Genomic DNA, 25636 nt, shown 5'->3' on the forward strand with positions numbered 1-25636 from the left:
TATGTTGCTCAGCTATTTGCGACTGGTGTTGTTTGCCGTGGGTCTGTTGGTCGGTGTGCAGGTGCCGGGGTTCATCAGCGACTACGCCAAGCGCGTCGAAGCCCACCTGATCGAGGCCCAGACCGGCCTGCGTGGCTTCGATGCCACGGCGCAGCAGTTCTTCAACGGTGACTTGCAGGCGCTGGTGGCCCATTACCGTGCCAGTGACGACCCGGTGTTTCGCAGCGATGCCAACAGCCTCGGCACGTTGCTCGACCGCCAGGTGGCGCTGGATAAGCAGTTCCAGGCGATGCAAGGCCCGTGGTACATCCGCGCGCTGCAAGTGGCTGTGGCCGCCGACCCGGCGATTCGCCAGGAAACCTGGAACGGCTACAGCTACATGCTGTTGCTGACCCCGGAAGCCATGGGCTGGGGCCTGGGTGGAGCGATGCTGTTGTCGTTTGGCCTGGAATGCCTGTTCCGCCTGATCGACTGGGTGGTGTTGGGCGGCAAGCGCCTGCGCCAGAGCCGGCCGATTGAAGAGCGGGACCTCAAGGGGCTTTAAAGGCTGACGCGGTCAAATTGCGGGAGCGGGCTTGCTCGCGAATGCGGTGCGTCAGTGACATATAGGTTGGCTGGTACACCGGATTCGCGAGCAAGCCCGCTCCCACAGTTTTAATTCGGTTCCTTCAGTGGCATGGGTTTGCTCAGCACCATCAAACCCTCGCCGACCTTCTGCGCATACCGCCCCACCACGCTCTGGCACAGCGCCACGATTTCCTCCACCAACTCCACACCCACTCGCCACGACACCACCACCTGCAAGTTCGGTGGTCGTTGCTCCATGGGCAGCATGGTCAATTCTCCTCGCGCCAGCTCTTCGCTGACCAATACGGGCGGAAATGCACCAATCCCGAACCCGTCCCGCAGCAGGCGGGTGATCGCCGACACCGAGTTCACACAGCTCATTCGTGGCGCGGCTACGCCGTTCGCCTGCATCAGGCTGAGCACGTCCTGGTGCGGACAGGAGTTTTTCGAGTAGGTGATGATGCGCTCCTGGGCCAGTTCGGCGAGGGACGCGTAGTCGCGGTTGTAGATCGAGTGGCTGGCGACGATCCAGCCCATGGGATGGCTGGCCAGTTCCAGGCTGCGCACGGTTTCCTGGCGCAGCAGGTCGGTTTGCAGGATCAGGTCGAGAAAGCCTTTTTGCAACTGATCGCTGAGGTTCAGCGCGGTATCGGCGACCAACTCGATTTCCACCCGCGGAAAGTGGTCCGTCAGTTCTGCCACCAGCGCGCTCAGCCAGGTGTGGATCACCGTGTCCATCACCCCGATGCGGATGCGCCCGACCTTGCTGCTGGTGGTTTCCAGGGACTGCTTGAGCCCTTGCATGGTCGCCATCATCTGCTCGGCATAATCGAGCACCTTCAAGCCCTCCGGCGTCAAGCTCACCCCCCGGGAGTCGCGCAGGAACAGCTTCACCCCCAGCTCGCTTTCCAGCACGGCGATGCGGCTGGAGATCGAGGCCTGGGTGGTGAACAGCTTCTCCGCGGTCAGGCGAAAGCTCTTGAGCTTGGCCACCCAGACGAAGGTTTCGAGGAACTTCAAATTCATGGGATCAACTTTTCTTATGCATGGATCGGTTTTTATTAGTTGGACGCAGCGTGTCGCAAACGCCAAAAATCGAGCTGTCTCACGATAAGCGTCGTTGGGGCTCAGGACAACATCGTTGCGAGATCTTGGTAAAAGATCCCACACTACAAAAAAACAAAGCCTACAGGAGCCCTACCGTGAGCCGCCTGCTATTGAACTGCGACATCGGCGAAAGCTTTGGCAACTGGACCTTGGGTCTGGACGCCGAGGTCATGCCGTTCATTGATTGCGCCAACGTTGCCTGCGGTTTCCACGCCGGCGACCCGAGCATCATGCGCAAGACCGTCAGCCTGGCCTTCGAGCACGGCGTGCAGGTGGGCGCGCACCCGGCGTACCAGGACCTGCAGGGTTTCGGCCGCCGCTCCATGGCCTACACCCCGCAGGAAATCCAGGACCTGTTGCACTACCAGGTCGGCGCCCTCGACGGTATTTGCCGGGCCCAGGGTGGGCGGGTCAGCTACGTTAAACCTCACGGCGCGATGTACAACGACATGATGGCCAAGCCGGCGCAATTGCGTGCGGTGATCCAGGCCGTGGCGGCCTACGACGCCAGCCTGCCGTTGATGCTGATGGCCACCCGCGACAACAGCGCCGCCCAGGCCCTGGGCGACGAATATGGCGTGACCCTGTGGTTCGAAGCCTTCGCCGACCGTGCCTATGACAGCGCTGGCCATCTGGTCTCCCGCCAGTTGCCGGGTGCGGTGCACCACGATCCGGAAAAGATCATTCAGCAAGCCTTGATCATCGCGCGCGGTGAACACCTGGTCGCCAGCGACGGCAGCCCGTTGCACCTGCAGGCCAATACCTTGTGTGTACACGGCGATAACGCCAGCTCGGTGGCCGCCGTGCAGCGCATCCGTGAGGCGTTGACCCCAGCATGAAACCACGGATTGAAGTCGTAGCCATCGACTGCTTGATGGTGCGCCTGTTTGATGTGATCGCCGAAGCCAACATGCCCTGGATGCTCGCCGCCACCCGCCGTTTGCGGGAAGGTTTTGGCCCGGCGCTGGTGGATCTGGTGCCGTCCTACACGACCCTGATGGTGCATTACGACCTGATGGCGCTGAGCCCGGCCCAGGCGCGGGAGTTGATCGATCAGGCGCTTAAAGCGCTGCAGCCGGAGCCCAAGGGCAGCGGGCAATGCCATGTGTTGCCGGTCTGGTATGACTTGAGTGTCGGCCCCGAGCTGCCGTTGCTCGCACAGCGCAGTGGCCTTGCGGTGGAGGAAGTGATCCGCCGCCACAGCCAGCACGAATATCAGGTGTTCGCCTTGGGCTTTGCACCGGGGTTTGCCTTTATGGGGCTGGTGGACGAACTGCTCGCCGCACCTCGACTCAATACGCCGCGCAAGCGGGTGGCGGCGGGCAGCGTGGGGATCGCCGAGCGGCAGACGGCCGCCTATCCGGTGGTATCGCCGGGTGGCTGGAACCTGATCGGCCGCACACCGGCCAAGTTGTTTGATCGCGAACGCGACGGCTACAGCCTGATGCAGCCGGGGGACACTGTGCGTTACGAAGCGGTCAGCCATAGCGAATTCATCAACCTGGGTGGCGATGACACACCGTTGGAGGCCCAGGCATGAGCCGCTTGTTGATCGAGGCCAGCACCCCGCTGTGCTTGTTGCAGGACGCTGGACGTTTTGGCGTAAGGCACTTGGGCGTGACCCAGGGCGGCGCGCTGGATTGGGTGTCGATGTCGTGGGCCAATTGGTTGCTGGGCAATGCCCTGGATGCGCCCGTGGTGGAAATCACCTTGGGTGGCTTCACCGTGCAGGCCGAGGATTACTGCCTGCTGGCGCTGGCCGGGGCGGACCTTGGCGCTTATGTCGATGAAAGAGCGATAAGCCCGGGGCGCACCTTTATTCTGCAAAAAGGCCAGCGTTTGCGGTTTACCCAGCCGTTCAGTGGCGCGCGGGCTTACCTGGCAGCGCCGGGCGGGTTTGATGCGCCGCAGGTGCTGGGCAGTTGCGCCACGGTGGCGCGTGAAGAGCTGGGCGGGCTGGATGGCTTTGGCCGAGCGCTGATTGAAGGCGCGCAGTTGACCTATTCAGGCGTGGGCGGTGCGATGCGGGTGTTGTCCGCGGAGCAACTGCCGAAAATGGATTCGAAGGCGCCACTGGAAGTGATCCTCGGGGCGCAGATCGGCCAGTTCGGCGGGCAGAGTCTGTTTGATGTATTCAACAGCGAATGGACCCTCGACAGCCGCGCCGACCGCATGGGCATGCGCCTGCTGGGCACGCCGCTGGAATATCAGGGGCCGTCGCTGATCTCGGAAGGCATCCCGCTGGGGGCGATCCAGGTGCCGCCGGACGGGCAGCCGATTGTGTTGCTCAATGACCGGCAGACCATTGGCGGTTATCCGCGACTGGGGGCGTTGACGCCATTGGCGCTGGCACGGCTGGCGCAGTGTTTGCCGGGGGAGAAGGTGAGGTTGGCGCCGGTGGTGCAGGAGACGGCGCATCGGCAGCAGGTGGAGTATTTGCAGCACCTTGCCAGAAACTGAAGACCGCCGCAGGACAAAATGTGGGAGCGGGCTTGCTCGCGAAAGCGCAGTGTCAGTCACCGAATATATTGGCTGATACACCGCCTTCGCGAGCAAGCCCGCTCCCACATTTGATGGTGGTTGTCTGGGGAACAGGTTACTTCGACAAAAAGCGCATCCCTTCCTCAAGCCCACGCAACGTCAACGGAAACATCTGGTCCTCGATCAAGTCCCGGACAATCCCGGTGGACGCCGTATAGCCCCAGGTGTCTTTCGGGTACGGATTAATCCAGATCAGCTTCTTGTACTTCTCCATGAACCGCTGCATCCACACATAGCCTGGCTCTTCATTCCAGTGCTCGACGCTGCCGCCGGCCTGGGTGATTTCATACGGCGCCATGGCTGCATCGCCGATAAAGATCACTTTGTAGTCGGCGCCGTATTTGTGCAGCAGATCCTGAGTCGAGGTGCGTTCCGAACCCCGGCGCATGTTGTTCTTCCACACCGATTCATAAATGAAGTTGTGGAAGTAGAAATACTCCAAGTGCTTGAACTCGGTCTTGCACGCGGAGAACAGCTCTTCGCAGGTCTTCACATGGGCATCCATCGAGCCGCCGATGTCGAACAGCAACAGCAGTTTGATGGTGTTACGCCGCTCCGGGCGCATCTGGATATTCAGCAACCCGGCATCCCGCGCCGTATGGTCGATGGTGCCGTCGATATCCAGCTCTTCCGCCGCACCCTGACGCGCGAACTTGCGCAGGCGGCGCAGGGCGATCTTGATGTTGCGGGTGCCAAGCTCCACGGAATCATCGAGGTTCTTGTACTCGCGCTGGTCCCAGACCTTGACCGCCTTGCCCTGGCGCTTGCCGGCATCACCCACGCGAATGCCTTCGGGGTTGAAGCCGCCGGAGCCGAAGGGGCTGGTACCGCCGGTGCCGATCCATTTGTTGCCGCCGGCATGGCGTTCCTTCTGTTCTTCGAGGCGTTTCTTGAATTCTTCGATGAGCTTGTCGAGGCCGCCGAGGGACTGGATCTGCGCACGCTCTTCGTCGGTCAGCGAACGTTCGAATTCCTTGCGCAGCCAGTCTTCGGGGATCAACGCCTGCAGGTGATCGTCGAGTTTTTCCAGGCCATTGAAGTAGGCGCCGAAGGCACGATCGAACTTGTCGAAATGCCGTTCGTCCTTCACCAGGATCGCGCGGGCCAAGTAGTAAAACTCGTCCATGTCGGCGAAGGTCACGCGCTGTTTCAGCGCGTTGATCAGGTCCAGCAGCTCACGCACCGACACCGGCACCTTGGCTGCACGCATTTCATTGAACAGATTGAGCAGCATGGCAATCGCCCTTATCGGTTACCGCGACGGCTCATGAACGCCAGGCGCTCCAGCAACTGCACGTCCTGCTCGTTCTTCACCAAGGCACCGGCCAGGGGCGGAATGGCTTTGGTGGGGTCGCGCTCGCGCAGTACCGCTTCGCCGATGTTGTCGGCCATCAGTAGCTTGAGCCAGTCCACCAGTTCGGAGGTGGACGGTTTTTTCTTCAGGCCCGGTACTTTGCGCACGTCGAAGAACACATCGAGGGCTTCGCTGACCAGGTCTTTCTTGATGTCCGGGTAGTGCACGTCGACGATCTTTTGCAGGGTGGTGCGGTCCGGGAAGGCGATGTAGTGGAAGAAGCAGCGGCGCAGGAACGCGTCCGGCAGCTCTTTTTCGTTGTTGGAGGTAATGATGATGATCGGGCGCTTCTTGGCCTTGATGGTCTCGTCGATTTCGTAGACGTAGAACTCCATCTTGTCGAGTTCTTGCAGCAGGTCGTTGGGGAATTCGATGTCGGCCTTGTCGATTTCGTCGATCAGCAGGATGACCCGCTCCTCGGACTCAAAGGCTTCCCAGAGCTTGCCCTTTTTCAGGTAGTTGCGCACGTCGTGGACCTTGTCCACGCCCAGCTGCGAGTCCCGCAGGCGGCTGACCGCGTCGTACTCGTACAGGCCCTGATGGGCCTTGGTGGTGGACTTGATGTGCCAGGTGATCAGCTTGGCGCCAAAGGATTCGGCCAGTTGCTCGGCGAGCATGGTCTTGCCGGTGCCCGGTTCGCCCTTGACCAGCAGTGGCCGCTCCAGCGTGATGGCGGCGTTGACGGCCAGTTTCAGGTCATCGGTGGCTACGTAGGCCTGGGTGCCTTCGAACTTCATCTATCAATCCTCGAACGTGACGCCGAACGGTCCGGGACCGAAGCGGGCGGGTAATCAGCTTGGCCCGACTATACCGCGCAGCCCCGGCGACTGTGAACGCAGACGGGCTATTCAGTCTCTGAATTGTAGGAGCGCGCTTGCTCGCGAAAAACGTCAACGATGACGCGTGCTTTCTGAATAAACCCGGCGCCTTGGGGCTTTTCCCGAGCAAGCTCGCTCCTGCAGGGGCCAATGTTTCAGTCTGCGCTGGGCTTGGGCTGTTCGTAGCGGGCGTTGAAGGCCTGGACGAAACCATTACGCAAAATCTGCAAAAACGCCTGGAACGCGCTGATATCTTGCTGGTGCACGTTGCCGCTCAGCTCCACGCGGGTGGCGAACTGGTTTTTACGCTGGTTCTTCAGCACGGTTTCGCTGACGCCGACCACCGCCTCCCAAATCGAGCGGAAGATGCCCTTGTCCTTGTTCTCCACATCCTGTTGCCAGTTGAACACCTCGACGTTGCGCAGCAGGGGCTTGATGTAGCCGGTCAATTGGCCTTTTTCTGCCTGGGCTTCCACCACCAGGTCGCCGTTGCCGGCACTGAAGTCGAACTTGCCGTAGGCCGATGCGAAGTCATTCATACGCTTGAGCTCGATATCCCGGGCCCGGAAACGGAATTCGAAGTTTTCGAAATTGCTCAAGGGGTCGAACGTCGCCGTGGCTTCCAGCGGCGCCTGGCCCAAAAACAGCGCCTTGCCGTCGAAACGTGCGTCGCGCTGGCCTTTGACGTCCACCACGTTGGTCAGGTTGTAGAAGCTGGCGTTGACCTGGGTCGCGTACATATTGACCGGAGGTTTAGAGCTGAAGTTATGGAAGGCGATCTTTCCGTCGTCGATGCGCACCTCGTTCAGGGTGATCGGCAACAGTTTGCTCAGTTGGGCCCGCCAGTCGGTGCCCTGACCGGTCTGGGATGCCTGCTTGTTGGTGCCGCCGTCGACGAAGTTCAGCTCCGGCTTGATGAACTGTGCCTCGGCCACCACAGCGTGGTCGTACCACAGTGAATGCCAGCTCACTGACAGGTCGATCACCGGCGCCTTGACGAACGGTACCGGCACCTTGCCGTCGACCTTGACGATCTGCAAGCCGTTGATCCGATAGGCGCCGCGCCACAGTGCCAGGTCGACATCGGTGACCTGGCCGCGGTAATCGCCCATGTCGGCGAGTTTGTCATTCAGGTAGTTGCGCACCAGATAGGGCAGGGCGATATCCAGGACGACCAGCAGTACCACGATTCCCGCAAGGGTCCAGAGCGGCCAACTGTAGCGACGTTTCATAGGGATTTTCTCCATCCGTGTAGGCGATTGACTCCTACGGCCGCTGGACGTTCGCTTGACTGGACGCTTCGCAACACGAGGCATACCCTTGGGGCCTTCCTGAAATTGCCTAAAGGACCCGTTATGAGCCGCATTTTTGCAGACAACGCGCACTCCATCGGTAACACGCCCCTGGTTCAGATCAACCGCATTGCCCCGCGTGGCGTGACTATTCTGGCCAAGATCGAAGGGCGTAACCCGGGGTATTCGGTGAAGTGCCGGATTGGCGCAAACATGATCTGGGACGCCGAAGGCAGCGGCAAACTCAAGCCGGGCATGACCATTGTCGAGCCGACTTCCGGCAATACCGGCATCGGCCTGGCGTTTGTTGCCGCCGCCCGTGGTTACAAACTGTTGCTCACCATGCCCGCCTCCATGAGCATCGAGCGCCGCAAGGTGCTCAAGGCCCTCGGCGCCGAACTGGTGTTGACCGAGCCGGCCAAGGGCATGAAGGGCGCGATCGAAAAAGCCGGCGAAATCCTCGCCAGCGACCCGGCCAAGTATTTTATGCCGGCCCAGTTCGAAAACCCGGCCAACCCGGCGATCCACGAGAAAACCACCGGTCCGGAAATCTGGAATGACACTGATGGCGCCGTGGACGTATTGGTGGCAGGCGTGGGCACTGGCGGCACCATCACCGGGGTGTCGCGCTATATCAAGAACATCCAGGGCAAGCCTATCTTGTCGGTGGCGGTGGAGCCCATCAGCTCGCCGGTGATTACCCAGGCGCTGGCCGGTGAAGAGATCAAGCCCAGCCCTCACAAGATCCAGGGCATTGGTGCCGGGTTTGTGCCGAAAAACCTCGACCTGTCGATGGTCGACCGGGTGGAACTGGTCAGCGATGAAGAGTCCAAGGCCATGGCCTTGCGCCTGATGCAGGAAGAGGGGATTTTGTGCGGTATCTCCTGCGGCGCGGCGATGGCGGTGGCGGTGCGCCTGGCGGAGAAGCCGGAAATGCAGGGCAAGACCATCGTCGTGGTGCTGCCGGACTCCGGCGAACGCTACCTGTCGAGCATGTTGTTCGCCGATTTGTTTACCGATCAGGAAAACCAGGCTTGATTCAAATCAGCGCGATGGCGCGGCCCTTATGCATAATTGGCCCGTTATCGCGCACCGCTAGATGCTGATTGTTGGAGTGCGCGGGTTTTTCCCGAGGCCCGGAGTGTTTATCATGGCCGGCTGCTACGTCTGGTTTCCCGATAACGGGAGGCTAATGGCCAGACGCCTATTTCCAGGAGTTGCTGCATGACCTTTTCTTTGGCCGCCAAACTGTCGGTGTTGCTGCTGTTTATCGGCAGCACGCTGTACGTGCATTTGCGTGGCAAGGCCCGCTTGCCGATGTTGCGTCAGTTCGTCAACCATTCGGCGCTGTTCGCCCCGTATAACGCCTTGATGTACATCTTCTCCGCCGTGCCGTCCAAGCCGTACCTGGACCGCAGCAAGTTTCCGGAGCTGGACGTGCTCAAGGACAACTGGGAAGTGATTCGCGAAGAGGCCATGCATCTGTTCGACGAGGGCTATATCCGCGCCGCCGAGAAGAACAACGATGCCGGTTTCGGCTCGTTCTTCAAGAAGGGCTGGAAGCGTTTCTACCTGAAGTGGTACGACAAACCGTTGCCGTCGGCTGAACTGCTGTGCCCGAAAACCGTGGCCCTGGTCAGCAGCATTCCCAACGTCAAGGGCGCGATGTTTGCCCTGTTGCCGGGTGGCAGCCACCTCAACCCGCACCGTGACCCGTTTGCCGGTTCCCTGCGTTACCACCTGGGGCTGTCCACGCCGAACTCCGACGACTGCCGTATTTTCGTCGACGGCCAGGTGTACGCATGGCGTGACGGTGAAGACGTGATGTTCGACGAGACCTACGTGCACTGGGTGAAGAACGAAACCGAGCTCACCCGGGTAATCCTGTTCTGCGACATCGAACGCCCGCTGAGCAACCGCCTGATGACGCGCATCAACCGTTGGGTCAGCGCCCAACTGGGCCGCGCTACCGCGCCGCAGAACCTGGATGACGAACGCGTTGGCGGGATCAACCAGGCGTATGCCTGGAGCAAGCGCTTCGGCGACAGCTTCAGTGGCGTGGTCAAGCAGTGGAAGCGCAAGCATCCGAAGGCTTATCGCATCCTGCGGCCGGTGCTGGCGGTGGTGGTGCTGACGGCGTTGGGGTATTGGTTGTTTGGTTAAGGCTTTTGCAGGCATAAAAAAACCGCTCGAGTGAGCGGTTTTTTTTATGCTTTTGATTTGTTGGGGTTGCCCGCTAAAAGGCTGGGCTCATCAACGCTGGTCGTCATGGCTGCACTGAGAAAACGGCGCTGATTGGCGGTGACTGCTAGTGCTGGTGCTCCAAGCTCTTTTATCAGCTTCGATGATGATTTCTGGGTAACGGAGTTTTTAGGAGCTGATCCCATATTAGCCTCCACTGTTGATCATTAATTGAGCATGGTTACGATGCTAAGCCCGCCTTTGAGCGGTATAACTGATAGCGCAGAGAATCGCGTTTTTTGGCATTGGTCATCATGAGTTAAAAGCCCCCCGGATTCGGAGCGGATTGGTTTTTCCCAAGGCTAGTGGTGTTGACCCAAGCTGTCCTTACTGGCCTTTTGGCGAAGTCATTGCAAAGCATGTCCCCAGCTGGTTATAGTCGACCGCAGGTGTTTTAAGACACCTGTCCATCCCTTCAAAAAAGATCAGCACATGCCAGCTTCCTTGCGCATAGCGGTAGTCGATTCAGCGGTCAACGCTGCGGTCGTGCCGTGCGGGAACCAGCAGCCTGTGCAGATCAGTCACTACCCCCCACCTGTCAGTAGCACGCCGGTGTACGCAGTCGTATCACCGCCGGGTGTTGGCATTTCGGGCTGATCAGCTGATGGCTGTTCCCCTGTGCCCGCCTGAAAAAACCTACTGAATTTCAGCTTTTGCTGAGTTGGCTTTTTGCCTGATTACAGGTGGTATCCATGTCTGTTCTTTCGAAACAATCCGTGGCCGCGGCGGCCTCGACGAGCCTGTTTGTCTTGCTGTGGAGCAGCGGGGCGATTTTCTCCAAATGGGGCCTGGCCCACGCTTCGCCCTTTGCGTTTTTGCTGATCCGTTTTGCCATAGCCCTGGCGGGGTTGGTGATACTGGTCCCGATCCTCAAGCTGAAGTTGCCGCGTCCCGGCAAGCCGATGCTTTACGCGGCGGCCACCGGGCTGGTGCTGTTGGGGGCTTACCAGATTTTTTACCTGCTGGCCCTGGACCTCAAAGTCACGCCCGGCATGATGGCTACCATCATGGGCGTGCAACCGATCCTGACCGTGGTGTTGATGGAGCGTCAGCGCTCCTGGAGCCGGATGTTCGGCCTGGCGCTGGGGTTGGCGGGGTTGATCATGGTGGTGTACCAGGGCATCGGCATGTCCGGGATGTCCCTGGCGGGCATACTCTTTGGCCTGTTGGCCCTGGCCAGCATGACCTTCGGCTCGATCATGCAGAAGCGCATCACCGATAACCCGCTGGGCACGCTGCCGGTGCAGTACTTCGCAGGCTTGTTGTTGTGCTCGGTGTTTGTGCCGTTCCAGCCGTTCCACTTTGAACACAGCAGCGGCTTTTTCGTGCCGGTGCTGTGGATGGGCTTGGTGGTGTCGCTGCTGGCGACGCTGTTGCTGTACCGGCTGATCGCTCGGGGCAACCTGGTGAATGTCACCAGCTTGTTCTATCTGGTGCCCGCAGTGACGGCGGTGATGGATTACCTGATCTTCGGCAACAAGCTGGCAATTCTGAGCTTGCTGGGGATGGGCCTGATCATTGTCGGATTGGCTTTTGTGTTCCGTAAGAGCTGATCAACCCCACGCTGTAGGAGCCGAAACGCTCCTACAGCTTCCCGGCCAATTTCCCTGGCCGAAGCACCAGCCACAATGCCCCCGCAATCAACAGCCCACCATACAGATGCGCCATGGACAGCGGCTCATCCAGCAGCAACGCCCCCCACAACACCCCGAACGGCGGAATCATGAAGGTCACGGTCATCGACTTCACCGGGCCGATGGACGTCAGCAAGCGGAAGTACAGGATGTAGGCAAACGCCGTACACACCAGCCCCAATCCCAGCAACGACAACCACACAGGCCAGCCACCCCAACTGGCCGGTGGATGGCTGATGGCACTCCAGGCAAACAGCGGCAGCAGCAACAGCGTGGCCCCGAGCATGCTGCCCAAGGCTGCGAGACGACTGTCCAGCCCGCCCCTTTGATCGAGCCAGCGCCGTGCCAAAAAGCCGGCAAAACCATAGCAGGTGGTCGCCAACAGGCACGCCAGCGCACCCATCAGCAGTTCCATGTCGAAGGCCACCGGCCCGGCGCGGGTCAGGATGCCAACGCCGAACAGCCCCAGGCACACTCCGGCAATTTTCGACGGCGTCAGGCGCTCACTGAAAAACAGCCCGCCAATCAGCACGCCCATCAGCGGCGTCGTGGCATTGAAGATCGCCGAGTAACCGGCCGGCAGCACCTGGGCCGCCACCGAATACATGGTCGCGGGAATGCCCGAGTTGATGACGCCCAGCAACAGCACCGTCTTGAACTTGCCCTGGAAATCCCAGCTCACCCGCATCATGGCGAGGATCACCAGCAGGCCGGTGGCGGCAATCGACACCCGGAAAAATGCCGTAGGTATGGTGCCGATTTCCGGCGCGATAATTCGCATGAACAAAAAACTCGCGCCCCAGATAGCGGCCAGCACCAACAGGTGCAGGGTGTCGACAGGTCTCACGGAACAACTCCTGTTTGATAAGGGCGGAAGTGTTGCCCACGGACCTGTCTGACACAATCGCTAATACATGTTTTACAGCACGAAGCGCGTCACCAAACCATTGAGGTCCACCGCCAACCGCGACAGTTCCTGGCTGGCCGCCGAGGTCTGGGTGGCACCGGCGGCGGTTTGCGTCGACAGGTCCCGAATGTTCACCAGGCTGCGGTCCACCTCTCGGGCCACCAGTGCCTGCTGCTCGGCGGCGCTGGCGATCACCAGGTTGCGCTGGCTGATCTGCGAGATCGCTGCGGTGATTTTCTCCAGCGCACTGCCGGCGCTGTTGGCCCGCTGCAAAGTCTGGCCGGCGTGTTCGGCACTGCTGTTCAAGGCACCGACGGTGTCCTGGGTGCCTTGCTGGATACCGTTGATCATCTGTTCGATTTCTTCGGTGGAGTCCTGGGTGCGTTGCGCCAGGGAGCGCACTTCGTCCGCCACCACGGCAAAGCCGCTACCGGCCTCGCCTGCGCGGGCCGCCTCAATTGCCGCGTTGAGCGCCAGCAGGTTGGTCTGACCGGCAATCCCGCGAATCACTTCCAGTACTTTGCTGATGTCCTGGGCCTGCACCGCCAGGCCTTCGGCCTTGGTAGAGGCGCCGAGCACTTCGTCCACCAGGTTCTGGATCGAGCTGATGGTCTCGCTGATCTGGTAATGGCCGTGCTTGCTGTCTTCGTCGGAGGCCTTGGAAGCTTCGGCGCTGGACACCGCATTGCCCGCCACTTCATCCACTGCCGCGCTCATTTGCGTCACGGCAGTGGCGGCCTGTTCGATTTCATCGTTCTGCGCCTGCAGGCCGCGGGTGCTCTGTTCCATCACCGAACTCATCTCTTCGGCCGCCGAGGCCAACTGCTGCGACGATTCGCTGATGCCACGGATGGTGTCCTGCAGATTGGTCTGCATGGTGGCCAATGCGCTGAGCAATTGCGCCGGCTCGTCTTTGCCTTCCACAACGATCGGCCGGCTCAGGTCGCCGGAGGCGATGGTGCGGGCCACCGTCAGTGCCTGGCCAATGGGCGCGGTGATGCTGCGGGTCAGCAGCCAGGCCAGCAGTAACGTTGCCATCAGGGCGGTGACGATGATGGTGCCGACCACCCATTGGGCGCTGGTGTACATCTGGGCTGCCGACTCTGCGGCGTCTTCAACACCTTTTTGATTGAAGGTGATCATGTCTTCCAGGCTTTTATTGAGGACCATGCCTTGGGGCGCCAGCCGGCTGTTGAGCAGGTCCATGGCGTTTTGCTGCTGGTCCTGGTCGACCAGTTGAATCATCTGGGCGACGATCGTCATGTAGGTCGCAACGTTGGCTTTCAACTGCTTGAGCAGGTCGCGTTCTTGCTCGTTGCTCAGCAGGGTTTCGTGACGCTTCAGAAGTTCTTCAAGGTCGCCACGCTGGCGGGTGATCAGGTTTTTGCTGTTGTCGCGCACCCGGGACTCATCGGTGGTGAGCAAGCGCAACGCTTCCAGGCGGATGCTGGCGACATAGGCGGCGCTGTCGTGAATGTTTTCAATACTCGGCATCCACGACTCTTCGATGATCAGCGCGCTTTCCCGCAGCTTGGCCATCTGGCCTAAACCAAACAGGCCGACCACGATCAACAGGCTGGCCAACACCCCAAAACTCAGACTGGCGCGCAGGCCGATCCCCATATTCCTCAATGACATCTCAATGCTCCTTGGTCGATTAGAACCTGTTCCCGGACCGGTCTTCTGACCTTGTTAGGTGGGAGAGGGCGCGCTATATAGCAAAGAGCCATCATGAAGGTAATAAGGGTTTCCCTTACGTTGGATCCAATGCTCTAAAGGGAATTGAGGTCCAGCGTGCTAGAGCAAATACTCGGGTTTTCCAGGGGGCTCCCGGGGGAGGCCCGTGGTTAGAGGCCTTCAGATGAAACGTTTAACTTGGCTGAACTGACTTCAAGGTTTTTTATTGACCGAGTGGTCGGCTTAATAAAATTGAAAATAAATGTACAAAATGAACAAGCCTGTACAAGGCTGAACGAAAAAATGTCCCTTCTCCTGTTCCTGCACACTGGCTAAGCTCAGCTCACTCCAAATGCCCGCAGAGGTTTCCCAAATGCCGCAGCAAACGCCCGCCCTCGACATTGCGCAGATGATCCTCGACGGCTTCGACGACTACCGCGAGCACTTCCGCCAGATCACCGATGGCGCCCGGGAGCGTTTCGAAAAGGCACAGTGGCAGCAAGGGCAGGCGGCCTCGGCGGCGCGCATCAACCTGTACGAAGACAAGGTCAGCGAAGTCACGGCGCGGCTGCGGGCGGCCTTCGATGAAGCCGTGTTACTCGACATTGCCGCCTGGCCGCTGGTGAAAAGCGCCTACATCAGCCTGATCGACCTGCGGTTTGACGATGAGCTGTCCGAGACCTGGTACAACTCGACGTTTTGCGGGCTGTTCAGTCACGACCTGATCAGCGACGGCTGCATGTTCATTCACACCACGCGGCCGAGCCTGCGCCGCGCCCGGGCGGCGCAGACCCGCACCTACAAGCCGGGCGGCAAGCTGGCAGGCATGCTTGAACAGATTTTCGCCGACTACCGTTTCAGCGAGCCCTACGCCGACTTGCCCGCCGACTTGCGCCGCCTGGAAGCGCAATTGCGCGAAAACCTGCCGGACTGGGTCTGCAAAGACCCGGACCTCAACGTCGAACTATTCTCCTCGGTGCTGTACCGCAACAAAGGCGCGTACCTCGTAGGGCGCATCTACACCCGCGACGAACAGTGGCCGCTGGTGATCCCGCTGCTGCATCGGGAAGGGCGCGGCATCCAGATCGACGCGCTGATCACCGACGAAGCCGACGTGTCGATCATCTTCTCGTTCACCCGCTCCTATTTCATGGTGGACGTGCCGGTGCCGGCGGAGTTTATCGGCTTCCTCAAGCGCATCCTGCCGGGCAAGCACATCGCCGAGTTGTACACCTCCATCGGCTTCTACAAACACGGAAAATCCGAATTCTATCGGGCGCTGATCAACCACCTCGCCACCACCGACGACCAGTTCATCATGGCCCCGGGCGTGCGCGGCATGGTCATGAGTGTGTTTACCCTGCCGGGCTTCAACACTGTGTTCAAGATCATCAAGGACCGCTTTTCACCGTCGAAAAACGTCAACCGCGCCACGGTGATCGAGAAGTACCGGCTGGTGAAAAGTGTCGACCGAGTCGGGCGCATGGCTGACACCCAGGAGTTCGCCGACTTCCGTTTTCCGTTGAGCAAGTTCGAGCCCGAATGCCTGGCCGAATTGCTTGAAGTCGCCGCCGGCACCGTCGAAGTGGAAGGCGATACGGTACTGATCCGCCACTGCTGGACCGAGCGGCGCATGACCCCGCTCAACCTCTATCTGGAGAACGCCAACGAAGCCCAGGTGCGTGAAGCGCTTGAAGACTACGGCCTGGCGATCAAGCAACTGGCGGCGGCGAATATTTTTCCCGGCGATATGTTGCTGAAGAATTTTGGCGTCACCCGTCACGGCCGCGTGGTGTTCTACGACTATGACGAAATCTGTTTCCTGACCGAAGCCAACTTTCGCCATATCCCGGCGCCGCGTACCCCGGAAGATGAAATGGCCTCCGAGCCCTGGTATTCCATCGGCCCGCTGGATGTGTTCCCGGAGGAATTCCCGCCGTTCCTGTTTGCCGATGCCGGCCAGCGCCGGCTGTTCGACGAACTGCACGGCGAGTTGTACAACGCCGACTACTGGAAAGGCCTCCAAGACGCGATTCGCGCCGGCAAGGTGATTGACGTGTTTCCCTACCGTCGCAAGGGCCTGGACAACGAATGAGGGGAGCGCGGGGCGGCGCTTTTCTGCGACAATCCGCCCCCTGCCTACATAGACGACCTTTGCGTACCTGATGACTGACCAAGCGCCCGCTATCGACCAACTGCTGAAAAACCTCGATCACGCCATGCTCGCCGACCGCCACCGCTTGCGGCGGCAACTGCTTGAGCTGCGCAAGAAACCCGATGAGGAAAAACTTGCGCAGTGGGTGACGCGGATGCAGGCCTCCTGCGCCCAGGTGACGGCGCGGCGTGCCAGTTTGCCGGTGATTCGCTATGACGACAGCCTGCCGATCGCCGCCAAGCGCGACGAAATCAAGGAAGCGCTGCTCAAGCATCAGGTGCTGATCATTGCCGGTGAGACCGGCTCGGGTAAAACCACCCAGTTGCCGAAAATCTGCCTGGAAATCGGCCGCGGCCAATACGGCCTGATCGGCCATACCCAGCCGCGGCGGATTGCGGCGCGCAGCGTGGCCAGCCGGGTTGCGGAAGAGTTGGCGACGCCGCTGGGCTCCCTGGTGGGTTACCAGGTGCGGTTTGAAGATCAGAGTGATTCCAACACCCTGATCAAGCTGATGACCGACGGCATCCTGCTGGCCGAAACCCAGAACGACCGCTACCTCGAACGCTACGACACGATCATCGTCGACGAAGCCCACGAGCGCAGCCTGAACATCGACTTCCTGCTGGGCTACCTGAAAACCCTGTTGCCGCGTCGCCCGGACCTCAAAGTCATCATTACGTCGGCAACCATCGACCTGGAGCGCTTTTCCAAGCACTTCGACGATGCGCCGATTGTCGAGGTGTCGGGCCGCACCTTCCCGGTGGAAACCTGGTACCGCCCGCTGACCCTGGAGCAGGACGAGGAGGGCAACCGCGTCGAGGACGACCTGACCGTCGACCAGGCGATTCTCGCCACCCTTGATGAGATCGCCGCCTTTGAACGCAGCGAACGCAAGAGCCCCGGCGATGTGCTGGTGTTCCTGCCCGGCGAGCGCGAGATTCGCGACGCCGCCGATATGCTGCGCAAGGCCCAGCTCAAGCACACCGAAATTCTGCCGCTGTATGCGCGCCTGTCACCGGCCGAGCAACAGCGGATTTTCCAGTCCCACCCGGGCCGGCGTGTGGTGCTGGCGACCAACGTCGCGGAAACCTCGCTGACCGTGCCTGGCATTCGGTATGTGATCGACAGCGGCACTGCGCGCATCAGCCGCTACAGCTACCGGGCCAAGGTCCAGCGCTTGCCGATCGAGGCGATTTCCCAGGCCAGCGCCAACCAGCGCAAAGGCCGCTGCGGGCGGGTGGAACCAGGCATTTGCGTGCGCTTGTTCAGCGAAGAAGATTTTATCGGGCGTCCGGAATTTACCGACCCGGAAATCCTGCGCACCAACCTCGCGGCCGTGATCCTGCAGATGCTGCACCTGCGCCTGGGCGAGATCACCGATTTCCCGTTTATCGAGCCGCCGGATGGCAAGGCAATCAGCGACGGTTTCAACCTGCTGCAAGAGTTGTCGGCCGTCGACCGTAACAGCCAGCTCACCCCGATGGGCCGTCAGTTGGCGCGTTTGCCGGTGGACCCGCGCATGGGCCGCATGTTGCTGGAAGCCGCCAAGCTCGGCAGCTTGCAGGAAGTGCTGATCGTCGCCAGCGCCATGTCGATCCAGGACCCGCGCGAGCGTCCGCCGGAACGCCAGCAAGCCGCCGACCAGGCTCACGCACAGTGGAAGGACCCGGATTCGGACTTCGCCGGGTTGGTGAATCTGTGGCGTGGTTTTGAAGAACAGCGCCAGGAATTGACCGCCAGCCCGCTGCGTAACTGGTGCCGCAAGAACTTCCTGAATTACCTGCGCCTGCGGGAGTGGCGTGATTCCCACCGCCAGTTGAGCCTGATTTGCCGCGACATGCAGTTGACGGTCAACAAGGAGCCGGCGGATTTCCCGAAACTGCACAAGGCGGTGCTGTCCGGCCTGCTGAGTCAGATCGGCCAGAAGACTGAAGACGGCGATTACCTCGGCGCGCGTCAGCGGCGTTTTTGGATTCACCCTTCCTCGGGCATCGGCAAGAAGCGCCCGCAGTGGCTGATGACCGCCGAGCTGGTGGAAACCACCAAGCTGTATGCACGGATGGTGGCCAAGATCGACGCCGACTGGATCGAGCCATTGGCTGGGCACCTGATCAAGAAAAACCACTTCGAACCCCATTGGGAGAAGAAGCGCGGCCAAGTGGTGGCGTTTGAGCAGATCACGTTGTTCGGGTTGATCATCGTCGGGCGCCGGCCAGTGCATTACGGGCCGATTGATCCGGTGACGTCCCGCGAGCTGTTTATCCGTGAAGGCCTGGTGCGCGGCGAGATTCAGTCCCGGGCCCGCTGCCTGACGGCCAACCAGCAACTGCTGGAACAGCTCGACGAGCTGGAAGCCAAGGCCCGCCGGCGCGATATCCTGGCGGACGAGGAAACGCTGTACGCCTTCTACGATGCGCGCCTGCCCGCCGAGATCCACCAGACTGCGACCTTCGACAGTTGGTACAAGGTCAACAGCCAGAAAGACCCGCAGCTGTTGATCATGCGCGAAGAAGACGTACTGGCCCGCGAGGCCAGTGAAGTCACCGCCGCCCATTACCCGGACACGTTGCACCTGGGCGACCTGGCCCTGGCCTTGAGTTATCACTTCGAGCCCAACCATCCCCGGGACGGCGTGACCTTGCGCGTGCCGGCGCCGCTGTTGCCGGCCTTGCCGCCCGAGCGCCTGGAATGGCTGGTGCCGGGTGTGATCGAGGCCAAGTGCATTGCCCTGGTGCGCAACTTGCCCAAGGCCCTGCGCAAGAACTTCGTGCCGGTGCCGGACTTCGTCAAGGCGGCCCTGCAACGCATCGAATTTGGCCAAGGCTCGTTGCCCCAGGCGCTGGGGCGCGAATTGTTGCGCATGACCGGGGCACGGGTCAGCGATGAAGCCTGGGCCGAGGCCGCGCAACAGGTGGAAAACCACCTGAAGATGAACCTTGAAGTGGTCGACGGCCAAGGCAAGTTCCTCGGTGAAGGCCGCGACCTGGCCGAGCTGACCGCACGTTTCGCCGAAGCCAGCCAAGCCGCGTTGGCCGTACCGCAGACCGCGAAAAGCCAACAGCCGGTAGAGGCCAAGGTCTTTGCGGCGGTGGCCGAGAAAACCCAGCAAAACATCGCGGGGCTGTCGATGACGGTGTATCCGGCATTGGTGGAAGAAAACGGTACGGTCAAGGAAGGGCGTTTCTCCACTGCCGCCGAGGCAGAGTTCCAGCACCGTCGGGCCTTGCAACGCTTGCTGCTGCAGCAACTGGCCGAGCCGGCAAAATTCCTGCGGGGCAAGTTGCCCGGCCTGACCGAGTTGGGCCTGATGTACCGCGAGCTGGGGCGTATCGAAGCCTTGGTGGAAGACATTCTGTTGGCCAGCCTCGACAGCTGCGTGCTGGAAGGCGAAGCCAGCCTGCCGCGTGACGGTGCCGGCCTGGCTGCCTTGGCCGAGCGCAAGCGTGGCAGTTGGACCGAACATGCCGAGCGCCAGGCGCGCTTGACCCTCGAAATCCTGAAACTGTGGCATGGCCTGCAAAAACGCTTCAAAGGCAAGATTGACCTGGCCCAGGCCGTGGCTCTCAATGACATCAAGCAGCAATTGAGCAACCTGGTGTATCCCGGTTTCGTTCGGGAAACCCCGGCGCAATGGTTCAAGGAGCTGCCGCGTTTCCTCAAGGCCATCGAGTTGCGCCTGGAGAAGCTGCCGAGCCAGGTGCAGAAGGATCGGGTCTGGAGCACCGAGCTGGGTGGCCTGTGGAGTCAGTATCAGAACCGCTTGAACAAGCACGCCCAGGAAGGCAAGCGCGACCCTCAGCTGGAACTGTATCGCTGGTGGCTGGAGGAATACCGGGTGTCGCTGTTTGCGCAGCAGTTGGGCACCAAGGTGCCGATTTCCGACAAGCGTCTGGGCAAGCAATGGAGCCTGGTCGAAGCGTGACCGACGTGCGTCAAGCAACTGTGGCGAGCGAGCTTGCTCGCGCTGGGCTGCGAAGCAGCCCCATAAGGTCTCTCTGAAACACCCGGGTAACTTTATTGGGGCCGCTTCGCGACCCAGCGCGAGCAAGCCACAGGGAAGGTGTTTGTGCGGGATAGGCGCCAAGTTTCCGATGTTGTGGCAAACTTCGCGGTTATAAATGCCGGGATCGTCGAATTGGGCTGGTGCAGCCATGGCGCGATGGAATAAAGCGTTTCCAGTTTGAAGGCCGCTGGGCGGCATAAAACTACTTACGGTTTGGTACGACGGTACCAATACCCTTCTGCCTGAACAGATTTAGAGGAACGACCGTGCATAACGTCGTCATCAGCGGCACAGGCCTGTACACCCCGGCCAACAGCATTTCCAACGAAGAGCTGGTGCAGTCTTTCAATGCTTACGTGCAACAGTTCAACCTGGATAACGCCGCCGCCATCGAACGCGGCGACGTCGAGCCACTGACCGAATCCAGCGCCGCCTTCATCGAAAAGGCCTCGGGCATCAAGAGCCGCTTTGTCATGGACAAGGCCGGCATTCTCGACCCGCAGCGCATGGCGCCACGCCTGCCGGAGCGCTCCAACGACGAGTGGTCGATCCTCTGCCAGATGGCCGTGGGGGCTGCCGAACAGGCCTTGCAGCGCGCCGGCAAGACCGCCGCCGACATCGACGGTGTGATCGTCGCCTGTTCCAACCTGCAGCGGGCGTACCCGGCGATTGCCATTGAAGTCCAGGAAGCGCTGGGCATCCAGGGTTTCGGCTTCGACATGAACGTGGCGTGTTCCTCGGCGACCTTCGGCATCCAGAACGCCGCCAACAGCATCCAGCTGGGCCAGGCCCGGGCGATCCTGATGGTCAACCCGGAGATCTGCACCGGCCACCTGAACTTCCGTGACCGCGACAGCCATTTCATCTTTGGCGATGCCGCCACCGCCGTGATCCTCGAGCGGGCCGACCTGGCCACTTCCGAGCATCAGTTCGACGTGGTGAGCACCAAGCTGCTGACCAAGTTCTCCAACAACATCCGCAACAACTTCGGTTTCCTCAACCGCGCGGCGGAAGAGGGCATCGGTGCCCCCGACAAACTGTTCGTGCAAGAAGGCCGCAAAGTCTTCCGTGATGTCTGCCCGATGGTCGCCGAGTTGATCGGCACGCACCTCTCGGAAAACCAGCTGAATGTCGGCGATGTGAAGCGCTTCTGGCTGCACCAGGCCAACCTCAGCATGAACCACCTGATCGTCAAGAAACTGCTGGGCCGTGAGGCTTCAGTGGAAGAAGCGCCGGTGATCCTCGATACTTACGCCAACACCAGCTCCGCGGGTTCGGTGATTGCGTTTCACACCTACCAGGACGACTTGCCCAAGGGCGCTGTGGCCGTGCTCAGCTCGTTTGGCGCCGGGTATTCGATTGGTAGCGTGATTCTGCGCAGACGCTGATCATGTTTTGAAATCGAGGTCTTGAATGGCAGCAGCGGACGACGCGCACCTGCTCGAACGATTGCTCAAGGGTGAGCAGCGGGCCTACAAGGAGTTGGTCACCACCTACCAGAGCGCGATGCGTGCCGTGGCCTATGCCATCGTTGGCCAGCGCCATGCCGATGAGGTGGTCCAGGACGCCTGGCTGTCGGTGGTGCGCAACCTGGCGAAGTTCGAGGGGCGCTCCAGCCTCAAGACCTGGCTGCTGACCATCACGGCCAACTCGGCAAAAGGCCGTTACAAGCAGAACCGCCGGGAAGTGCTGCTCGATGACCTGCCGTCACCCCACGGCACCATCGGCGATGATCGCTTTGTGCCCGACGATGGCCACTGGGCCGTCGCGCCGTTTGCCTGGCATCAGGACACTCCCGAAGCGCTGCTTACCGAAGACGAACTGCGTAATTGCCTGGAGCACACGCTGGCCAGTCTTTCCGAACTGCAAAGCAGCGTACTGCTGCTGCGCGAACGTCAGGGGCTGGAGTTGGAGGAGATTTGTAATCTTCTGACACTATCGCTCTCCAATGTTCGTGTGCTGCTGCATCGAGCACGGCTTAAAGTCTTCGCCACGGTGGAGCATTTTGAGGAAACCGGCGAATGTTGACCTGTAAAGAACAAGTGGCGCGTTCCAGTGACTATCTCGATGGGCAACTGACCTTTCGCGAGCGTCTGCTGGTGCGTCATCACCTGATGTTCTGCGCTAACTGTCGGCGCTTTATCCGGCAGATGCGCTTGATGCAGGCAACGCTGAAAATCCTGCCCGAGCCGCCCATCGCCGATGTTGATGCGTTGGCCGAGCGTTTGGCCGCCGAGCGTTCCCGCGACCCGTAATACCCGTCACTTTTCACACAAAAACCAAGCCCGCATCGATAAATGATGCGGGCTTTTTTTTGCTCAAAAAATAATCAACATGAAAAATTATTCATTTTTCCTGGGCGTTTTTACATTTTGCAACATCTGGCATTTTCACCAGTTTTATGGGCTGGAACCTTGATTTACGTGGGCTTCGGCTTATTTCGAATAGCTATTAAAAAGTTCCCGAGTAACAAAATCTTTATGTTCCAGCAACCCGGCTGAAATATCCCCTCGCCAAGATCGCCCCCCAACACCAGCGGCTCTAAACCGCGTGTTTTACCAATGCACAAGACCATCAATTAGGGGAATTCTTCGATGATCCGTAAGCACTTCGCCGGTTTCGCGGCCAGCGCCTTGGCCCTGGCTGTCACCGCCCAGGCTTTCGCCGGTACTGTCACAACTGACGGCGCCGATATCGTTGTCAAAACCAAGGGCGGCCTTGAGGTTGCAACCACCGACCAGAATTTCAGCTTCAAGCTGGGTGGTCGTTTGCAGGCCGATTACGGCACGTTTGATGGCTTTTACACCAAGAACGGCAACTCGGCTGACGCCACGTACTTCCGACGCGCCTACCTCGAATTGGGCGGCACGGTGTACAAGGACTGGAAATACCAGATCAACTACGACTTTTCCCACAACTCCGGCAATGCCGATGATGGCTACTTCGACGAAGCGTCCTTCTCGTACGTAGGCTTCAAGCCAGTGGTGATCCGCGCTGGTCGTTTCGACCAGGACTTCGGCCTGGAAAAAGCCACCAGTTCCAAATGGGTGACCGCCATCGAGCGTAACCTCGGTTATGAAGTCGCCGACTGGATCAACTCCCACGAAAACGGCATGGGCCTGCAGGTCAGCGCCGTGGTGGCTGACATGGCCTACCTGTCCTCCAGCGTTTCTTCCAAGGACATCAACGACAAGAACGGCAAAGGCGTGAAGCAGTTCAACGGCCGTGCCGTGTTTGCGCCGATGCACGACAGCGGCAACGTCTTGCACCTGGGTGTGGACGTGGCGGTGCGTGACCTGAAGGACACTTCGTTCGACTCGCGAATCCGTCCTCGCCTGGACGCTCGTGGCGTTGCCACCAACGGCGGCAACGATGCCGGGGCCAACGGCAACCGTGCGACCTTCGGCGGCGGTGTAGGGCTGGACTCCGGCAACCTGACCGCGAACGACGCCTACGACACCGACACGGTTTTCGGCGGTGAATTTGCCTTCGCTCGCGGCCCGCTGTCTCTGCAGGCCGAATACCTGAACCGCAAGATGAAGGCCGACAGCAGCGCTTATCAGGACGTGAAGGCCACGGGTTTCTACGGCCAGGTGGCCTACACGCTGACCGGCGAGTCCCGGGTCTACAAACTCGACGGCGCCAAGTTCGACACCATCAAGCCGCAGAACAAGCAGTTCGGCGCGTGGGAAGTGTTCTATCGCTACGACAACATCAGCGTTGACGACAAAAACGTGGTGCGTAACAGCGCGACCCGTGAAGTGGGTGACGCCAAGGCAAGCCTGAACACCATCGGTGTCAACTGGTACGCCAACGAAGCGGTGAGGGTCTCTGCCAACTACCTCAAGGTCAGCACTGACAAGATCCAGAACGCCAATGGCGACGACAGCGGCGACGCCATCGTGGCCCGCGTGCAGTACGTGTTCTAAGCAACCTGCAGCACCGCTCCAAAGCGCTTTTTCTTCATCCGTCAAAGCGCTCCTCATTTGGTTTGCCCCGCCGTTTGGCGGGGCTTTTTTTTGCGCCGAGTCCTGCATGCGCGAGCTTGCTCGCGAAGAACCAGAGATCACCGCGTTCTGTCAGAATGGTCGCGTTATCGTTAACGACCATCGCGAGCAAGCTCGCTCCTACACAAAGCCGTGACCGTCGGGGAATGGGATGCCGTTACAACGTTTGAATAACCTGTCCGAGATTGCGCCCGATGAATGGAATGGGTTGGTCCCCGCTGACCAGCCGTTTCTGCGCCATGCGTTCCTCAGTGCCCTGGAAGACAGCGCCAGCATCGGCCCGCACTCTGGCTGGCAGCCGGAGCATTTGCTGCACTATGAAGGTGGCCGGCTGATCGCCGCGTTGCCCAGCTATCGCAAATGGCATTCCTATGGCGAATACGTGTTCGACCACGGCTGGGCTGACGCCTGCGAGCGTGCCGGCATTGATTACTATCCGAAACTGTTGACGGCCGTGCCCTTCAGCCCGGTCAGCGGCCCGCGTCTATTGGCTGCCAGCGCCGAGGACGGTTTCGAACTGCTTAAAAGCCTGCCCGGCTACCTGGAAATCGAAGGCCTTTCCAGCGCCCATATCAACTTTACCGACGCCCTGGCCGACACCGCCCTGGCCCAACAGCCGGGGTGGCTCCAACGTCTGGGCTGCCAGTTTCATTGGCAAAACCGGGGTTACCGTGACTTTCAGGATTTCCTCGACGCCCTGAGTTCGCGCAAGCGAAAACAGATGCGCAAAGAGCGTGAGCAAGTGGCGGGGCAGGGCATCGAGTTCGAGTGGCTGCAAGGCCATGAATTGAGTGAGGCGCAGTGGGATTTTGTCTACGCCTGTTACGCCAATACCTACGCCATACGCCGACAATCGCCGTACCTGACCCGGAATTTTTTCAGCCTGCTGGCCGAGCGCATGCCCGAGGCGATTCGCGTAGTGCTGGCCAAGCAAGGTTCACGGCCGGTGGCCATGGCCTTCAGCCTGATCGGCGGCGACAGCTTTTATGGGCGTTACTGGGGCTGCCTGGCCGAGTTCGACCGGCTGCATTTCGAGACTTGCTTCTATCAAGGCATGGATTACGCGATTGCCCATGGCCTGCAGCGCTTTGACGCGGGCGCCCAGGGCGAGCACAAGCTGATTCGCGGGTTTGAGCCGGTGATCACGCATTCCTGGCATTACCTGCGACACCCGGGATTGAAGACCGCCGTGGCGGATTTCCTGGAGCGCGAAAGCGTGGGGATCCTGGCATATGCCGAGGAGGCGAGAGCAGCCCTGCCTTATCGGCAGGGCTGAACCACTGATCGGTTGACAGGTGCCGAGGGCGGGAGCACTTCGCTATAGTGTATGTAC

22 protein-coding genes are annotated in these 25636 nt (G+C 60.3%); 14 read left to right on the top strand and 8 right to left on the bottom strand.

What is annotated here, in order from left to right; translation table 11 throughout:
* Position 1 precedes the first annotated feature (1 nt).
* On the top strand, positions 2–544 hold the full coding sequence (locus NVB75_RS27625) for a DUF2937 family protein (RefSeq protein WP_017479178.1): 543 nt from the start codon (positions 2–4) through the stop codon (positions 542–544).
* 110 nt (positions 545–654) lie between these two features.
* On the opposite strand, the gene NVB75_RS27630 is transcribed toward NVB75_RS27625, so the two are convergent.
* Positions 655–1593 (bottom strand): LysR family transcriptional regulator, encoded by a 939-nt coding sequence (locus tag NVB75_RS27630; protein ID WP_258344227.1) that lies wholly within the window; start codon positions 1591–1593, stop codon positions 655–657.
* 176 nt (positions 1594–1769) lie between these two features.
* On the opposite strand from NVB75_RS27630, the gene NVB75_RS27635 reads away from it, so the two are divergent.
* Genes NVB75_RS27635 through NVB75_RS27645 form a run of 3 tightly spaced genes read left to right on the top strand, consistent with a single transcriptional unit; the run spans position 1770 to position 4134 of the window.
* Complete coding sequence (locus NVB75_RS27635) at positions 1770–2513, top strand: 5-oxoprolinase subunit PxpA (RefSeq protein ID WP_258344228.1); 744 nt, start codon at positions 1770–1772, stop codon at positions 2511–2513.
* Complete coding sequence (pxpB, locus tag NVB75_RS27640) at positions 2510–3214, top strand: 5-oxoprolinase subunit PxpB (RefSeq protein WP_258344229.1); 705 nt, start codon at positions 2510–2512, stop codon at positions 3212–3214. Before NVB75_RS27635 ends, pxpB begins: the two co-directional genes overlap by 4 nt.
* Positions 3211–4134 (top strand): biotin-dependent carboxyltransferase family protein, encoded by a 924-nt coding sequence (locus NVB75_RS27645; protein WP_258344230.1) that lies wholly within the window; start codon positions 3211–3213, stop codon positions 4132–4134. The genes pxpB and NVB75_RS27645 overlap by 4 nt, the downstream gene beginning before the upstream one ends.
* Before the next feature lie 136 nt (positions 4135–4270).
* Here NVB75_RS27645 and NVB75_RS27650 read toward each other — a convergent pair whose 3' ends face one another.
* From NVB75_RS27650 to NVB75_RS27660, 3 genes are all read right to left on the bottom strand, one after another.
* Complete coding sequence (locus tag NVB75_RS27650) at positions 4271–5449, bottom strand: VWA domain-containing protein (protein ID WP_003210689.1); 1179 nt, start codon at positions 5447–5449, stop codon at positions 4271–4273.
* 11 nt (positions 5450–5460) lie between these two features.
* On the bottom strand, positions 5461–6306 hold the full coding sequence (locus NVB75_RS27655) for a MoxR family ATPase (protein ID WP_003210690.1): 846 nt from the start codon (positions 6304–6306) through the stop codon (positions 5461–5463).
* 236 nt (positions 6307–6542) lie between these two features.
* Positions 6543–7619 carry a DUF748 domain-containing protein gene (locus NVB75_RS27660; RefSeq protein ID WP_258344232.1) on the bottom strand — a complete coding sequence of 359 codons (1077 nt, stop codon included), beginning with the start codon at positions 7617–7619 and terminating at the stop codon, positions 6543–6545.
* Between the two features lie 123 nt (positions 7620–7742).
* Here NVB75_RS27660 and cysK point away from each other — a divergent pair, with 123 nt between their 5' ends.
* Together cysK and NVB75_RS27670 are read left to right on the top strand one after the other, a co-directional pair.
* Positions 7743–8717: a cysteine synthase A gene (gene cysK / locus NVB75_RS27665; RefSeq protein WP_010176514.1), complete on the top strand. Its 975-nt coding sequence runs from the start codon at positions 7743–7745 to the stop codon at positions 8715–8717.
* 186 nt (positions 8718–8903) lie between these two features.
* Positions 8904–9842 carry an aspartyl/asparaginyl beta-hydroxylase domain-containing protein gene (locus NVB75_RS27670; RefSeq protein ID WP_258344234.1) on the top strand — a complete coding sequence of 313 codons (939 nt, stop codon included), beginning with the start codon at positions 8904–8906 and terminating at the stop codon, positions 9840–9842.
* Positions 9843–9886: 44 nt separating this feature from the next.
* Here NVB75_RS27670 and NVB75_RS27675 read toward each other — a convergent pair whose 3' ends face one another.
* A complete protein-coding gene (locus NVB75_RS27675) occupies positions 9887–10066 on the bottom strand; it encodes a hypothetical protein (RefSeq protein ID WP_258344235.1) in 180 nt (59 codons plus the stop codon).
* A 546-nt stretch (positions 10067–10612) separates the two neighbouring features.
* Between NVB75_RS27675 and NVB75_RS27680 the strand changes: the two genes are divergently transcribed.
* Positions 10613–11473, top strand: a complete 861-nt coding sequence (locus NVB75_RS27680; RefSeq protein ID WP_258344236.1) for a DMT family transporter — start codon at positions 10613–10615, stop codon at positions 11471–11473.
* 31 nt (positions 11474–11504) lie between these two features.
* Here NVB75_RS27680 and NVB75_RS27685 read toward each other — a convergent pair whose 3' ends face one another.
* Together NVB75_RS27685 and NVB75_RS27690 are read right to left on the bottom strand one after the other, a co-directional pair.
* A complete protein-coding gene (locus tag NVB75_RS27685; RefSeq protein ID WP_258344237.1) occupies positions 11505–12401 on the bottom strand; it encodes a DMT family transporter in 897 nt (298 codons plus the stop codon).
* Positions 12402–12473: 72 nt separating this feature from the next.
* Positions 12474–14099 carry a methyl-accepting chemotaxis protein gene (locus NVB75_RS27690; protein ID WP_258344238.1) on the bottom strand — a complete coding sequence of 542 codons (1626 nt, stop codon included), beginning with the start codon at positions 14097–14099 and terminating at the stop codon, positions 12474–12476.
* Positions 14100–14511: 412 nt separating this feature from the next.
* Here NVB75_RS27690 and aceK point away from each other — a divergent pair, with 412 nt between their 5' ends.
* The 6 genes from aceK (at position 14512) to NVB75_RS27720 (ending at position 24225) form a co-directional block, all read left to right on the top strand.
* The gene (gene aceK, locus NVB75_RS27695) at positions 14512–16233 is read left to right on the top strand and encodes a bifunctional isocitrate dehydrogenase kinase/phosphatase (protein WP_218263647.1); all 1722 of its coding nucleotides are present in this window, start codon (positions 14512–14514) and stop codon (positions 16231–16233) included.
* Positions 16234–16303: 70 nt separating this feature from the next.
* Positions 16304–20215, top strand: coding sequence for an ATP-dependent RNA helicase HrpA (gene hrpA, locus NVB75_RS27700; protein WP_258344239.1), 3912 nt, complete (start codon positions 16304–16306; stop codon positions 20213–20215).
* A gap of 347 nt (positions 20216–20562) precedes the next feature.
* Entirely contained in the window at positions 20563–21684 is a 1122-nt protein-coding gene (locus tag NVB75_RS27705; protein WP_258344240.1) for a beta-ketoacyl-ACP synthase III, read from the top strand.
* A gap of 25 nt (positions 21685–21709) precedes the next feature.
* A complete protein-coding gene (locus NVB75_RS27710; RefSeq protein WP_177122847.1) occupies positions 21710–22324 on the top strand; it encodes an RNA polymerase sigma factor in 615 nt (204 codons plus the stop codon).
* Positions 22318–22551, top strand: a complete 234-nt coding sequence (locus NVB75_RS27715; RefSeq protein ID WP_258344241.1) for an anti-sigma factor — start codon at positions 22318–22320, stop codon at positions 22549–22551. Before NVB75_RS27710 ends, NVB75_RS27715 begins: the two co-directional genes overlap by 7 nt.
* 339 nt (positions 22552–22890) lie before the next feature.
* Complete coding sequence (locus NVB75_RS27720; protein WP_258344243.1) at positions 22891–24225, top strand: OprO/OprP family phosphate-selective porin; 1335 nt, start codon at positions 22891–22893, stop codon at positions 24223–24225.
* Positions 24226–24259: 34 nt separating this feature from the next.
* Here NVB75_RS27720 and NVB75_RS27725 read toward each other — a convergent pair whose 3' ends face one another.
* Positions 24260–24415 (bottom strand): hypothetical protein, encoded by a 156-nt coding sequence (locus tag NVB75_RS27725; RefSeq protein WP_258348838.1) that lies wholly within the window; start codon positions 24413–24415, stop codon positions 24260–24262.
* A 39-nt stretch (positions 24416–24454) separates the two neighbouring features.
* Between NVB75_RS27725 and NVB75_RS27730 the strand changes: the two genes are divergently transcribed.
* The gene (locus tag NVB75_RS27730) at positions 24455–25579 is read left to right on the top strand and encodes a GNAT family N-acetyltransferase (protein ID WP_258344244.1); all 1125 of its coding nucleotides are present in this window, start codon (positions 24455–24457) and stop codon (positions 25577–25579) included.
* Positions 25580–25636 lie beyond the last annotated feature (57 nt).

Origin of the sequence: Pseudomonas sp. CBS (genome assembly GCF_024734645.1) — a bacterium.
Taxonomy (GTDB): domain Bacteria; phylum Pseudomonadota; class Gammaproteobacteria; order Pseudomonadales; family Pseudomonadaceae; genus Aquipseudomonas.

Excerpts from the sequence above, each read along its gene's own strand:
- NVB75_RS27625 (WP_017479178.1), top strand. The coding sequence starts at position 2 with ATGTTGCTCAGCTATTTGCGACTGGTGTTGTTTGCCGTGGGTCTGTTG.
- NVB75_RS27630 (WP_258344227.1), bottom strand. The coding sequence starts at position 1,593 with ATGAATTTGAAGTTCCTCGAAACCTTCGTCTGGGTGGCCAAGCTCAAG.
- pxpB (WP_258344229.1), top strand. The coding sequence starts at position 2,510 with ATGAAACCACGGATTGAAGTCGTAGCCATCGACTGCTTGATGGTGCGC.
- NVB75_RS27645 (WP_258344230.1), top strand. The coding sequence starts at position 3,211 with ATGAGCCGCTTGTTGATCGAGGCCAGCACCCCGCTGTGCTTGTTGCAG.
- NVB75_RS27650 (WP_003210689.1), bottom strand. The coding sequence starts at position 5,449 with ATGCTGCTCAATCTGTTCAATGAAATGCGTGCAGCCAAGGTGCCGGTG.
- NVB75_RS27655 (WP_003210690.1), bottom strand. The coding sequence starts at position 6,306 with ATGAAGTTCGAAGGCACCCAGGCCTACGTAGCCACCGATGACCTGAAA.
- NVB75_RS27660 (WP_258344232.1), bottom strand. The coding sequence starts at position 7,619 with ATGAAACGTCGCTACAGTTGGCCGCTCTGGACCCTTGCGGGAATCGTG.
- cysK (WP_010176514.1), top strand. The coding sequence starts at position 7,743 with ATGAGCCGCATTTTTGCAGACAACGCGCACTCCATCGGTAACACGCCC.
- NVB75_RS27670 (WP_258344234.1), top strand. The coding sequence starts at position 8,904 with ATGACCTTTTCTTTGGCCGCCAAACTGTCGGTGTTGCTGCTGTTTATC.
- NVB75_RS27675 (WP_258344235.1), bottom strand. The coding sequence starts at position 10,066 with ATGGGATCAGCTCCTAAAAACTCCGTTACCCAGAAATCATCATCGAAG.
- NVB75_RS27680 (WP_258344236.1), top strand. The coding sequence starts at position 10,613 with ATGTCTGTTCTTTCGAAACAATCCGTGGCCGCGGCGGCCTCGACGAGC.
- NVB75_RS27690 (WP_258344238.1), bottom strand. The coding sequence starts at position 14,099 with ATGTCATTGAGGAATATGGGGATCGGCCTGCGCGCCAGTCTGAGTTTT.
- aceK (WP_218263647.1), top strand. The coding sequence starts at position 14,512 with ATGCCGCAGCAAACGCCCGCCCTCGACATTGCGCAGATGATCCTCGAC.
- hrpA (WP_258344239.1), top strand. The coding sequence starts at position 16,304 with ATGACTGACCAAGCGCCCGCTATCGACCAACTGCTGAAAAACCTCGAT.
- NVB75_RS27710 (WP_177122847.1), top strand. The coding sequence starts at position 21,710 with ATGGCAGCAGCGGACGACGCGCACCTGCTCGAACGATTGCTCAAGGGT.
- NVB75_RS27715 (WP_258344241.1), top strand. The coding sequence starts at position 22,318 with ATGTTGACCTGTAAAGAACAAGTGGCGCGTTCCAGTGACTATCTCGAT.
- NVB75_RS27720 (WP_258344243.1), top strand. The coding sequence starts at position 22,891 with ATGATCCGTAAGCACTTCGCCGGTTTCGCGGCCAGCGCCTTGGCCCTG.
- NVB75_RS27730 (WP_258344244.1), top strand. The coding sequence starts at position 24,455 with ATGCCGTTACAACGTTTGAATAACCTGTCCGAGATTGCGCCCGATGAA.